The following is a 13,260-nucleotide window of genomic DNA, read 5'->3' as shown; positions in this document are numbered from 1 at the left end:
GGTGTCGAAGAGAGCGTTTCCCATCAACCGCGTCAAGATCCAGCCGCCGAAACCCGTTCGGGTGGCGCCGAATGCGCCGATCGCTCTGCCCGAACGCGAACCGCGCAACATCTGGGTGATGATCGGCGTGCCGGCGCTGATCGTCGCGCTGATCGGCACGATCGTCATGCTCTACGTCTCGGGGGTGCGTAGCTTGTCGACCGGGTTCTTCCCGTTGATGGGCATCGGCGCGTTCAGCATGTTGGCGTTTTCGGGCCGGTTCGGACGTGCGCGCAAAATCACCTGGGGGGAACTGGAAAAGGGCCGGCGCCGTTACCTGCGCGACCTCGACAGCAACCGCGACGAGATCCAGACCGCGGTATGCGCGCAGCGCCACTGGCAGCAATCGGTGCATTCCGACCCCCGCGGGTTGGGAGCCATCATCGGCGGTCCGCGGATGTGGGAGCGCGGTCGCGGCGACGTCGACTTCCTGGAGGTCCGACTGGGCACCGGTGTGCAGCACGCCCCGGATTCGGTGTTGTCGGTGACGTGGCCCGACATTGCCTCCGACGAGGAACTCGAGCCGGTCACCGGGCAGGCTCTTCGCGATTTCATCTTGGAACAACGCAAGATCCGCGACATCGCCAAAGTGGTGAACTTGCGATCGGCTCCGGGCTTCAGCTTCGTCGGTGAGGATTTGAACCGCGTCCGGTCGCTGATGCGCTCGGTGCTGTGCTCGCTGGCGGTGTTCCACAACCCGCGCGACGTCAAGCTGATGGTGGTCACGCGCAACCCTGAATTGTGGTCGTGGATGGTGTGGTTACCGCACAACCTGCACGACGAGCTGTTCGACGCCTGCGGGTGGCGCCGCCTGATCTTCGCGACACCCGAGGAGCTGGAGGCGGCACTGGGCGCCGAGCTGCACATGAAGGGCAGGCGCGGCCAATGGACGCCGCTGGCCGCGGCCAGCCCAACGACCCTGGGCTCCACCCTGGAGACGGGTCAACCCGATGCCGGGGCCGACCTCGGCCCGCATTGGGTGATCGTGGACGACAACACCGGCAGCCCGGAGGCATGGGAGAGCGTCGTCGGCCAAGTCGGCAAGGCCGGGATCACGGTGCTGCGCATCGCTTCTCGGCCCGGCATCGGGGTTGGGTTCGACCGCGATCAGCTCTACGAGATGAGTGAGCGGCACACCGCGGTCGTTGACACCGCTGCCAAGGCCCGCCGCAACGGCGACGGCAACGTGGACGACGACGGCCGCCCCGCGCCGCTCCTGCGTACCGGCGGCAAGTTCTTCGCCCACGCGGACCAGCTGTCGATCCCGCGGGCTTACCGGTACGCGCGTTCGATGGCCCGCTGGTCACCCACCAGCAGCGCCGAGATCGCCGATTCGAGCAGCGGTGCTGCCGAACTACTGCGAGCGCTGGGAATCAGCGACCCGCGCGAGTTGGATGTCGACCGACTATGGGCCGAGCGGCGTGGTCGCGGCGACGAGCGCTGGTGCGAGATCCCGGTTGGCGCCAAGCCCAATGGCGAGCTGCAGAACGTGATCATCCGCGCAAAAGACTTCGGCGGGTTCGGTTTTCACTCGGTTGTCATCGGCACCAGCGGCTCGGGCAAATCGGAATTCTTCCTGTCATTGGTGTACGGCATCGCGCTCACGCATTCACCCGAGACGTTCAATGTCATCTTCGTCGACATGAAGTTCGAATCGGCGGCCCAGGATATCCTCGGCATCCCCCATGTGGTCGCCGCGCTGTCGAACCTCGGCAAGGACGAACGGCACCTGGCCGAGCGCATGCGCCGGGTCATCGACGGTGAAATCAAGCAGCGGTACGAGCTTTTCACCTCGGTGGGCGCGCGAGACGCCAACGATTACGAGGAAATCCGGTTGGCTGGACGCGACCTGCCGCCGGTGCCGGTGCTGCTGGTCATCGTCGACGAATACCTCGAGCTGTTCGCGAACCACGATAAGTGGATCAACCTGATCATCCACATCGGTCAGGAAGGCCGGGGAGCCAACGTCTTCTTCATGCTGGGCGGTCAACGGCTGGACCTGTCCTCACTACAAAAGGTCAAGTCCAACATTGCATTTCGCATCGCGCTGCGCGCGGAATCCGGCGACGACAGCCGCGAGGTGATCGGAACCGACGCCGCCTACCACCTGCCCTCGAAGGAAAACGGCTTCGCGCTGCTCAAGGTCGGTCCCCGTGACCTGGAGCCGTTCCGCTGCTTCTACCTGTCCGCGCCATTCATCGTGCCGAAGAAGAGCCAGGTGGTCCGGACCGTCGACATGACCCTGACGCAGCCCCGGCTCTACAACTGGCAGTATCAGCCGTTGGATGAGGCAGACGCCGCGGCGCTGGAGGCCGCTTCAGCCGCCGACGAGGAACCCGACGAATTCCTTTTGCACGAGGACGGTTTCAAGAAGAAGAAGATCGTGGACGTGCTGCGGGAGTCGCTGCAGACGGTGCCGCACCGGGCGCCGCGCCGGCCGTGGCTGGAGCCACTGGAGCACCCCGAGCCCGTCGACGCCCTGGTGTCCGGGTGGCGCGGCAAGCCCTGGCATGTCGACTACGGTCACAACCCCGGGCTGGTCTTCCCGGTGGGCATCATGGACATCCCGGAAGAGTCCAAACAGGTGGTGTACTCCGTTGATGCGTTGCGCAGCAACATCATCGTGGTGGGCGCCAAGCAGCGCGGCAAGACGACCACGATGATGACGCTGATGTGCTCGGCGGCAATGATGTACACGCCGTCGCGGGTGACGTTCTTCTGCGTGGGCGGGGCGACCATGGCCCAGATCGGGTCGTTGCCGCATATCGCCGATATCGTGTCGCCCAGGGACACCGAGGGCATCGAGCGCATCCTGAGCAGCATGGACGCGCTCATCGACGCCCGCGAGGACGCATTCCGGCGCGCCAACATCGACCTCGACGGTTTCCGCGAGCGACGGTTCGGGCCGGGCAGCGACGGAATGGGCGGGACCGACCCGAATGACCCGTTCGGCGATGTCTTCGTGGTGGTCGACGACTACGACGACCTCTACACCAAAGACATGGTCTTGGGCGATCGGATCATCTCCTTGAGCAGCCGGGGTCCCGAATACGGGGTGCACGTGATGTGCAGCGCGGGAGGCTGGATTCACGGACAGCGGCAGAAGCTGCTTCAGAACGCCACGGCGCGAATCCAGTTGCGGCTGGCCGAGCCGGGTGAAAGTCAAATGGGCCACTCCGCGATCGAGTCGCGCGAAGCGGCCCGTCGGACGTTGAACCGCCCCGGCTTTGGCCTGACGGACTCGTTGCACGAATTGTTGGTCGGTCTTCCCATGGCGGTTGACGCGGCAACCCGCACGGTGGTGGACACCCCGGACGTCGGCGCGCGCATCGCCGAGGTCGCCGGAGTCACCAAGCACGCGGTCCTGCAGCGGCTGCCAGAACGCGTGGAGCTGAGCGCGATTCTCGCGGCTCATGCCGGCGCCGAGGATCTGTCGATCGCGTTCGCAATCGGCGAGCGCCACCAGTTGGGTCCCGTTCCCCTCCGGTTGTCGGAGAGCCCGGGATTGATGATTCTGGGCAGGCAAGGCTGCGGAAAGAGCACCTCGCTGGTCGCCATCGGCGAGGCGGTGATGAGCCGGTTCAGCCCGGAGCAGGCCCAACTGACGTTGATAGATCCCAAAGCCGCCCCGCACGGTTTGCGGGATCTGCATGCCCCCGGTTATGTGCGCGCCTACGCCTATGACCAGGACGAGATCGACCGAGTCCTAACCGAATTGGCGCAAGAGGTGTTGCTCCCGCGCCTCCCTCCCAAGGGCCTGAGCCAGGAGGAGCTGCGTGCGCTCAAGCCGTGGGAGGGGACCCGGCATTTCGTGCTCATCGACGATGTCCAAGACCTTCGGCCGGCACAGACGCAGAGCTACCCGGCGACGCCGCCGGTGGGCGCGGCGCTGTGGATGCTGATGGAACGTGCCCGACAGATCGGCCTGCACGTGTTCACAACGCGCAACAGCACCAACTGGGCGACGCTGCAGATGGACCCGTGGTCGAGGTATCAGACGTCGGCGAAGGTCGCGCAGCTGTATATGGACAACGATCCGCAGAACAAGATCAATCGGCTTGTTCGTGCCCAGATGTTGCCGCCGGGGCGCGGATTATTGGTCAGCGACGAAGCCGACGTCGAGGGGATTTTGGTCGGGTTGCCGTCAATTGCCGCCAGGCAATAGCGTTTGCTGGCGGCAACGCATTAATTGCAAATCCCAGCCGGCGCTGAAAACGGCGATTTCAGTTGCGCCGCACTCCGAGTGCACACAGTGACACGCGGTGCAGGAGTGGTCATCGCGCCCTTTGGGCCGCAAGTGGCAATAATTCGACGCAAGTGTAATTGCCCCGAACATGCTGGTGAGATGCCATTTGTTTCGGGCGGGGATAGCAAGATAAAGCTTGTGAATACGCGATTGTCCGGCAGCTACTAGACTGGCCGATCATTCGCAGATCATGCGACGGCGGGAACGCTCGGAGGGAAATTATGTCGTGGACTGTGCAACCCGAGGCTGTTTTGGCATCAGCCGGGGCGGAATCGGCGATCAGCGCTGAAGTCGAATCAGCTGCGGCGGCTGCCGCGCCCGCGCTGCTGGGCACCTTGCCGATGGGCAATGATCCCGACTCGGCTCTGTTCGCCACGGCGCTGAACGCGTGCGGGGGCGCCTACTTGGGCGTGGTCCAGGAGCACTCGCTGCAGCGCGGATTGTTCGCCGGAACGCAGAGCATTTCGGCATGCGTCTACACCGCCACCGAGGCGGCGCGCGCCTTGACGCTCGGGCTGTAAGCGGCGCATATGCCTGATCCGGGGTGGGCGGCGCGTCCACCCGAAGTGAATGATCTCCTGCTCAAGTTAGGGACAGGAGTGGCCACGATGTTGGCCAACGGGTCGGCTTGGACCGCCGTGGGCGCCAGTCACCATGCCTCTGGTGTTGCGTCGGCGATCAACACCGCCGTGACCTCGGCAAGCTGGGTGGGAGCCGGGTCGGTGGGCTCGGCCGCGAGCGTCACGGCGCTGAACGCGTCGCTGCACGGATTGGCCGGCTGGGTCGACGTGAAGCCGGGAATCGTTTCGGCGGCCGTCTCGGCTTACGAGACCGCCAACGCCGCGATGCGCCCGGAGCCCGAGTGCACCGCGAACCGTGTCGAATGTGCCACCGACTACCACATCAACCCGCTCGTGTTCGGGGCGCTGACGCCGCGCATCGGTTCGCTGGAGTTCGAGTACTACGGGGTGATGTGGCCGAACAACTCCGCCACCGGCGCCAGCTATGGCGCGATCCTCGCGGGGTTGGCCGAAAGCCTGGCCATCCCACCGCCGTTGGCGACTATGGGCGCCTCGCCGGCCGCCCCGGCCGAGGCGGCCTCGGCGATCGGTCAGGCGGCCGCCGACACCGCCGCCGGCGATGGCATGCGCTCCGCCTTGCAGGGCGTCCAGTCCGGCACGACGGGAGCCGGCCAGGCGGCATCGAGTGGTCAGGACATGGGCAGCCAGGTCGGCACCTTCATGCAACCGCTGCAGTCGATGATGGGCGCGGTCCCGCAGGCGCTGCAGGCGCCGTCGCAGCTGATGCAGGCGCCGATGAGTGCGATGCAGCCGCTGCAGTCGATGATGGGCATGTTCGCCAACCCGGGCGCACTGGGCGCGGGTGCTGCGACACCCGCCTCGGCAGTCAGCGCGGTGTCCGCCGCGCCAAGCGCCGTCGCGGGCGCCGGTGGAGGAGGGGCATCACTCGGTGGCTCGGGCGTGCCCGCGACGACCTTCACTCGGCCGGTCAGCGCGTTTGAACCCGGCAGCGGCGGTCGCCCGGTGGGGCTGCGCCCAAGCGGGGCGTTGGGCGCCGAATCGCTGCGGGGCCCGACGACGACAACGACGACCGGTGGCACGGGTGTCGGCGGCATGCCGGTGGGCCACGCGCCGGGCGGCCACGGCGGGTCACAGAAGAAGTCCGAGCAGCCGTCCACTGTGCGCGTCGTCGACGAAGCGGTCTGAAAACGGCCTGCTCAGCGGGTGAATCGACACATCTGAATAGCGCCCATACACTTCGACCCATGCCCCCGGGGTCAAAAAGGGGATTCAAAAGGGGACACGCCAAACCGGATAAGGAGTATCGCAGTGACAATCAAGGTGACACCGCAATTGCTGCGCAGCACCAGCCACGACATCCAAGCGAATATGGAGCAGGCGATCGCTATCGCCCAGGGCTACCTGGCTAATCAAGAAAACGTGATGAACCCGGCAACCTGGTCGGGCGCGGGTGTCGTCGCCTCCCACATGACCGCCGCCGAGGTCTCGAACGACCTGAACAAGGTGCTGATGGGTGGCACCCGCCTGGCCGAGGGCCTCACTCAGGCCGCGGCATTGATGGAAGGCCATGAGGCCGACTCCCAGGCGGCGTTCCAATCCTTGTTCGGCGGCGCTGCCCACAACGCGTAGTAATTCCAGGCTTATTCAGATTTCGAAAGGAACCTCATCATGGACGACATGATCACGTATAACCCCGGTCCCGTCGCAGACTTCGCGACGGACACCGGTTCTCGCGCCGGCCAACTCCACGCAATCCACGAGGACGTTGCGAACAAGACCAATGCGCTGCAGGAATATTTCGCCGGCCACGGCGCGACGGGCTTTTTCGACGCCCAGTACCAAATGCTGTCCGGGCTGCAGGGGCTGATCGACACGGTGCGCCAGCACGGTCAGACGACCAACCACGTGCTCGACGCGGCGCTCAGCACCGACCAGCAAATCCACGGCCTGTTCTGAAATCCCTTGCCCAGCGGGACCGTTCGTGCCGCTGAGCGGCGACCGAGGCGGGGCACCGACAATCCATGTGCCCTGCCTTCGGCGACCGGGTGAGGTGAATGTGGCTTGCTGACAACGACACTCGATGGCCTGTGGGTGTTGCAGGCGGTGACCGGGGTCGAGCAGCTGTGCCCCGAGCTGGGCCTCCGGCCGCTGCTGCCCCGGCTGGAGACCCCGGAGATGGCGCTGCGCCACCCGGTCGTCGCCGAACTCAAAGCATGCGGAGCCCTCGACGAGACCGGCAATGCCGACCCGATGATCCGCGAATGGATGACCGTGCTGTTGCGGCGCGACCTCGGGTTGCTGCTGTTGATCAACGTGCCCGGGCGCGAGCCGACGCGCGCGGCGATCTGCCGGTTCGCCAGTTGGTGGGTGGTGCTGGAACGCCACGGTGAGCTGGTACGGCTGTATCCGGCCGGCACCGCCAGCGAGTTGGCCACGGCCACCGAGCTCGTGGTGGGTCAGGTCGAACGGCTTTGCGGGGTCGCCGAAGCGGCGCCACTGCGGCCGGTGACTCTGGATACTGCGGAGTTGCTCGAGTCGGTGCACGACGCCACCAGCCTGAAATCGTTTCTGCTCAAGCAGCATTTGGATGTCGACCAGCTGCACATCCTCACCATGGCGGCCGATCGGGAACGTTCGGCGCACGCGGCCATCGTCGCGGTGCAGGCCGGCGTGGGACCGGAACAAACGGCCCGCTTCGCAATCGCGGACTCCTCGGTCGCGATCATGGACACCATGGCCGGCCGGGTGTGCGTGGAAGGCGTGCTGTCGGGCGGACGCCGATACCAGGTTCTGTCGCCGGGGTCGCGGAGCGACATCGGCGCGGCCGTGCAGCGGCTCATCCAAAGCCTGCCCGCCGGCGAGGAGTGGTACTCCTACCGGCGCGTGGTCTGACAACGCCGCAAAAGACGCGTTACAACCAATCATCGGAATGGCAAACCCGGCGCGCTTGTAATGCACTTCGCGGGCTTGATCGCGGAAACGGGCTATCCCAAATCGTGTTAGAGTTGGCGGTCGTGACGACCTCTTGGAATGACCCCAATATGTATGACGAAGAGAGGCTTGGGCGGGGGGAACCGCCAGCAGCGCGCCACCGGGATTCGGTATCGGACACAATGCGTATTACCGATTTAGCCGCACCCCGAAAAATACCGCCAGGCTCCGGTTGGCGTAAATTCATTTACAACATTTCTTTCCGCAATATAAACCTCGGGGAATCACCGAGAGAGCGGCATTATCGCGAATTAAAGGAACGCATCCGGCGGCATATCCGGCGGCAGTTCGTCATCACGCTGGTCTCTGGCAAGGGCGGGGTAGGGGTGTCGACCTTGGCCGCGTGCATCGGTGGCGTCTTCCGCGAGTGCCGTCCGACGAACGTGATCGCGATCGATGCGGTTCCCGGTTTCGGAACCCTGGCGGACCGCATCGACGAATCACCGCCCGGCGACTACACCGCCATCATCAACGACACCGACGTCCAGGGCTACGCGGACATCCGCGAACACCTCGGGCAAAACGCGGTCGGGCTCGACGTGCTGGCGGGCAACCGCACGTCCGACCAGCCCCGGCCGCTGGTGCCGGCGATGTTCGCCGGGGTGTTGGCGCGGTTGCGGCGCACCCACAACGTCATGGTGGTGGACACCGCCCCGGACCTGGAACACCCGGTCATGAAGACCGTCCTGGACAACACGGACACCCTGGTGTTCGTTTCCGGAATCACCGCGGACCGCTCCCGGCCGGTGTTGCGCGCCATCGACTTCCTCAGCGCGCAGGGCTATCACGAGCTGGTCTCACATAGCACCGTGATCATCAACCACACCGACAGCGCGGTCGACAAGGACGCCTTGGCCTACTTGACCGAGCGGTTCACCAAGGTCGGCGCGACCGTGGAAGTGATGCCGTTCGATCCGCACCTGGCAAAGGGCGGCATCATCGACACGGTCCACGAGTTGAAGAAGAAGTCCCGGTTGCGGCTGTTCGAGATCACCGCGGCGCTGGCCGACAAGTACGTGCCTGATGCCGGCGCCGAGAGAGCCCAGCAGTGACCTCGCCCCACAAGGTCGCCTTCCCGGCGCGATGTGCGGTCAACATCTCCTACGACAGGCACCTTTGCTCTCAGGTCTTCCCCGCGGGGACGCCGGTGGAGGGGTTCTTCGAGGGCATGGTCGAACTGCTCAGCGACGACCTGAAACGTAAGGGCTTTGACGGGGTCGCGTTGCCGCCGGGCAGCTACGAGCTGCACAAGGTCAACGGCGTGCGTCTGGACATCAACAAGAGCCTCGACGAGCTCGGCGTCCAGGACGGCGACACGCTGGTGCTGGTGCCCCGGGTCGACGGGGAATCCTTTGAGCCGCAGTATGAGTCGTTGTCGACGGCGCTGGCGGCCATGGGCAAGTGGCTGGGCCGGGACGGCGGGGACCGGATGTTCGCACCCGTCACCGCGTTGACGGCCGCCCATACGGCGATCGCGATCGCTGCCATGGCGGCCGGCGTCGTAGTCGGATTGACCTTGCGGGAGCGCACCTTCACCGACGGCCTGGTCCCCGCGGCCGTCGCCGGTGTGGTCGGGGCGCTCCTCGCGGTCGCATCGATCGTCGTGTTCCGGGGATGGCCGCAGCGGCGCGATATGTTCAGCGGATTCGCTTGGCTCACGGTGCTTTTGTTCGCCGTGGCGGGCGCGTGCGCGCCGCCCGGTAGGCTCGGTGCGCCGCACGCGCTGATCGGGCTCGTGGTGGTGATCCTGGGCGCCATCGCGATCAGCGCCGCGACGCGCAAGCGCTGGCAGACCGCGGCGGCGACCGCGGTGGTGACGGTGTGCGGAATCGCGGCCACCGTGGCCGCCGCCCGGATGTTTCGGCCGGTGTCGGCGCAGGTGCTGGCCATCTGCGTGCTGTTCGGGCTGCTGGTGCTGATACGGATGGCGCCGACGATCGCGCTGTGGGTGGCAAGGGTACGGCCGCCGCACTTCGGATCCATCACGGGCCGAGACCTATTCGCTCGCCGCGAGGGCATGCCCGTGGACACGGTGTCGCCGGTCAGCGGTAAGGAAACCGAGGACGAGGACGACGAACTCACCGACATCACCGCCCGTGGCGCCGCGATCGCCGCCTCGGCGCGGTTGGTCAACGCGATTCAGGTCGGCCTGTGCGTCGGGGTGTCGGTCGTGCTGCCCGTCGCGGTGTGGGGAGTGCTGACGCCGGGTCGCCGCTGGGCGTGGTTGGCGCTGCTGGTCGCTGGTCTCGTGGTGGGCATCTTCATCACCCAGGGCCGCGGATTTGCCGCGAAATACCAGGCCGTCGCGCTGGTGTGTGGCGCGTGCGCGGCGGTGTGCGCGGGTGTCGTCAAGTACGCGCTTGCCGGACCCAGGAGCCTCGAAGCCGCCCTAGTGTGGCCGGCCGCGCTGGTGGTGGCATTCGCCGCATTAGGTTTGGCCGCAGCGCTTTTGGTACCCGCAACACGGTTCAGGCCGTTGATACGGTTGACCGTGGAGTGGCTCGAGGTACTGGCCATGATCGTGTTGCTGCCGGCAGCCGCGGCGCTGGGAGGGCTGTTCACTTGGCTCCGCCACTGAAACCGGTGTGCACCCGGGCCGCCGCGATCTTCGCAGCCCTGATCCTGGTCGCCATTACGGGCAATATTCCCGCGGCCCAGGCCATTTCACCACCCAAGGTGGATCCGGCCGCGGTCCCGCCGGACGGGCCGCCGCGACCGGACCAACCGATGCGGCGCGGCAACAGCTGCTCGGTGCCGATCACGGTGAAGACGCCCGACGTCTCGCAGCTGGCGCCCGGTTTCGATCTGCTCAACATCAGCCATGCGTGGCAATACAGCACGGGGAACGGGGTTCCCGTCGCCGTGATCGACACGGGGATAACGCCGAACCCGCGACTGCCAGTTGTGCCCGGCGGGGACTACATCATGGGTGAGGACGGCCTGTCGGACTGCGACGCGCACGGCACCGTCGTCGGCGCGATCATCGGGGCCGCACCGCAGGGTCTGGTGCCGATGCCGCGGCCGATCCCGCCCACTCCGGCGTTCCCGCCGCCGGCCGCGCCGCCGCCGGCCGTCGGGGCGCCGCTGCCTCCGGTGGAGGTTCCGCCGCCCCCGCCGGGAGCACCCGACGGGGTGGTCGGGGTGGCCCCGCACGCGACCATCATCTCGATACGCCAGTCGTCACGAGCCTTCGAGCCGGTGAATCCCGCTCCGGCGGACCCGAATTCGGATGAGAAGGTCAAAGCCGGCACCCTGAACACGCTGGCGCGTGCCGTCGTCCACGCGGCGAACATGGGCGCCAAGGTGATCAACATCTCGGTGACCTCGTGTCTGCCCGCGGCGTCGTCGACCGACCAGCGGGCGCTTGGCGCCGCGCTCTGGTACGCGGCGACCGTGAAGGACGCGGTGATCGTCGCCGCGGCCGGCAACGACGGGGAAGGCGGCTGCGACAACAACCCGATGTACGACCCGCTGGACCCGGCCGATCCGCGGGACTGGCACCAGGTCAAGGTGATCTCGTCGCCGTCGTGGTTCTCCGACTACGTCCTGTCGGTGGGCGGCGTCGACGCCGGCGGAGCGCCGATCGACAAGAGCATGTCGGGTCCGTGGGTCGGTGTGGCGGGGCCCGCGACGCACATCATGGGCCTATCGCCCCAGGGCGGCGGACCGGTCAACGCCTACCCACCGTCCCGGCCGGGCGAGAAGAACATGCCGTTCTGGGGCACCAGCTTCTCGGCGGCGTACGTCAGCGGCGTCGCGGCGCTGGTTCGCGCCAAATACCCTGAGCTGGGCGCACATCAGGTCATCAACCGGATCGTGCAGTCGGCCCATAATCCGCCGGCCGGCGTCGACAACAAGGTGGGCTACGGCCTGGTGGACCCGGTCGCCGCGTTGACGTTCAACATCCCTCCGGGCGACAAGATGCCCCCGGGCGCGCAAACCCGCGTGATCACGCCGGCTGCACCGCCGCCGCCCCCGGATCATCGGGCGCGCAACATCGCGATCGGCTTCCTCGGTGTCGTAGTCGCCGGTGTGTTGGTCGCGGCGATCAGTGCGCGACTGCGGAGGGCGCGATGAGGTCGCGCTTGACGGGCTTCAACGCGGGCAGCAACCGGCGGGTTGTCGGGATACTGGTGGTGTTCCTTCTGGCCCTGGCCGGTTGGGCGGTCGGCGGTTACGTCGGCGCCGGGGTGGCCGCGGTGCTGGGTGTCGCAGTAATGTTCGTGCCCTGGCGGGGGCAGCCGGCGTGGTCATGGGCGGTCCTGTCGCGGCGGGATCGGCGGCCGATCTCCTGGAGTGAGCCAATCACGGTGGCCAGCAACCGATCCGGAGGCGGAGTGCGCGTCGAAGACGGCGTGGCGGTGGTGGCCGTGCAGCTGCTCGGCAGGGCACACCGGGCCACCACGGTGACAGGTTCGGTGAGTGTCGAAACCGAGAACGTGATCGATGTCGTCGACCTGGTGCCGCTGCTGCAGCATCCGCTGGGCCTGGAGCTCGACTCCATCAGCGTCGTGTCGATCGGGTCGCGGTGTGGCAACGTGGGCGACTATCCGCGGGTGTATGACGCGGAGATCGGGACCCCGCCGTACGCAGGCCGCCGCGAAACGTGGTTGATCCTGCGGTTGCCGGTGATCGACAACACCGATGCGTTGCGGTGGCGCACAACCCTTGGCGCTACGGCGATTTCGGCGGCGCAACGCATCGCCGGATTGCTGCGCTGCCAGGGTTTGCGCGCCAAGGTCGCCACCGCGACGGACATGACCGAGCTCGATCGTCGACTCGGCTGGGATGCGGTGTCCGGCACGACGCAAAAGTGGAAGGCCATCCGCGGTGAGGCCGGATGGATGACGACGTACGCCTACCCGGCCGAGGCGATCAACTCCCACGTGCTCGCGCAGGCGTGGACGCTGCGCGCCGATGAGGTCATCCAAAACGTGACGGTGTATCCGGATGGGGAGTGCACCGCCACGGTCACCGTGCGCACACCGACGCAGGCGCCGAGCCCGCCGAGCGTGGTCCTGCACCGCCTCAACGGTGAGCAGGCCGCCGCGGCGGCGGCCAACATGTGCGGCCCGCGCCCGTTCCTGCGGGGACTGCGGCGAAGTCCGTTGCCGCAGAGCCTGATCCTGGAGGTCGGACCGTCGGGGGTATTGGTGGGCAAGTTGAGCAACGGCGACCGACTGATGATCCCCGTCACCGATGCCGGGGAGCTGTCACGGGTGTTCGTCGCTGCCGACGACGCGATCGCCAAGCGGATCGTGATCCGCACCGCCGGCGCCGGCCGCGAGGTGCTGACGACGCTGACCACCGGCATCCGCACGCTGGCCCAACGCTTCATGTCGCGGGTGTGCACGCACACCCGCTCGCCGGCGCCGGCGGTGCGGATCACGATCCGCTTGGCGATCGCGTCGTCGGCAGCGACGAACACCCGTGACAGCTCCC

General features: G+C 66.8%; 10 protein-coding genes. All 10 read left to right on the top strand.

The window, feature by feature from the left end; all coding sequences use genetic code 11:
- The first annotated feature begins 1 nt into the window (after window position 1).
- Entirely contained in the window at window positions 2-4,204 is a 4,203-nt protein-coding gene (gene eccCa, locus A5712_RS21305) for a type VII secretion protein EccCa (RefSeq protein ID WP_068109330.1), read from the top strand.
- 302 nt (window positions 4,205-4,506) lie between these two features.
- On the top strand, window positions 4,507-4,806 hold the full coding sequence (locus A5712_RS21300) for a PE domain-containing protein (protein ID WP_068109327.1): 300 nt from the start codon (window positions 4,507-4,509) through the stop codon (window positions 4,804-4,806).
- Between the two features lie 9 nt (window positions 4,807-4,815).
- Window positions 4,816-6,012: a PPE family protein gene (locus tag A5712_RS21295; protein WP_068109324.1), complete on the top strand. Its 1,197-nt coding sequence runs from the start codon at window positions 4,816-4,818 to the stop codon at window positions 6,010-6,012.
- A gap of 117 nt (window positions 6,013-6,129) precedes the next feature.
- Window positions 6,130-6,456: a WXG100 family type VII secretion target gene (locus tag A5712_RS21290; protein WP_142282202.1), complete on the top strand. Its 327-nt coding sequence runs from the start codon at window positions 6,130-6,132 to the stop codon at window positions 6,454-6,456.
- Between the two features lie 39 nt (window positions 6,457-6,495).
- Entirely contained in the window at window positions 6,496-6,783 is a 288-nt protein-coding gene (locus A5712_RS21285) for a WXG100 family type VII secretion target (RefSeq protein WP_068109320.1), read from the top strand.
- 105 nt (window positions 6,784-6,888) lie between these two features.
- Window positions 6,889-7,719 carry an ESX secretion-associated protein EspG gene (locus A5712_RS21280; protein WP_068109317.1) on the top strand — a complete coding sequence of 277 codons (831 nt, stop codon included), beginning with the start codon at window positions 6,889-6,891 and terminating at the stop codon, window positions 7,717-7,719.
- A gap of 122 nt (window positions 7,720-7,841) precedes the next feature.
- On the top strand, window positions 7,842-8,870 hold the full coding sequence (locus A5712_RS21275; protein WP_156766702.1) for a MinD/ParA family protein: 1,029 nt from the start codon (window positions 7,842-7,844) through the stop codon (window positions 8,868-8,870).
- A complete protein-coding gene (gene eccD, locus A5712_RS21270) occupies window positions 8,867-10,396 on the top strand; it encodes a type VII secretion integral membrane protein EccD (RefSeq protein WP_082973572.1) in 1,530 nt (509 codons plus the stop codon). The genes A5712_RS21275 and eccD overlap by 4 nt, the downstream gene beginning before the upstream one ends.
- Entirely contained in the window at window positions 10,381-11,895 is a 1,515-nt protein-coding gene (gene mycP, locus A5712_RS21265) for a type VII secretion-associated serine protease mycosin (RefSeq protein ID WP_068109308.1), read from the top strand. Before eccD ends, mycP begins: the two co-directional genes overlap by 16 nt.
- Window positions 11,892-13,260: type VII secretion protein EccE (gene eccE / locus A5712_RS21260; protein WP_156766699.1), on the top strand; the 1,369-nt coding region annotated here is incomplete at its 3' end. The genes mycP and eccE, both read left to right, overlap by 4 nt.

Source organism: Mycobacterium sp. E2327 (assembly GCF_001672675.1).
In the GTDB taxonomy this organism is placed as follows: domain Bacteria; phylum Actinomycetota; class Actinomycetes; order Mycobacteriales; family Mycobacteriaceae; genus Mycobacterium.
This window is presented reverse-complemented; position numbering and strand designations above follow the sequence as displayed.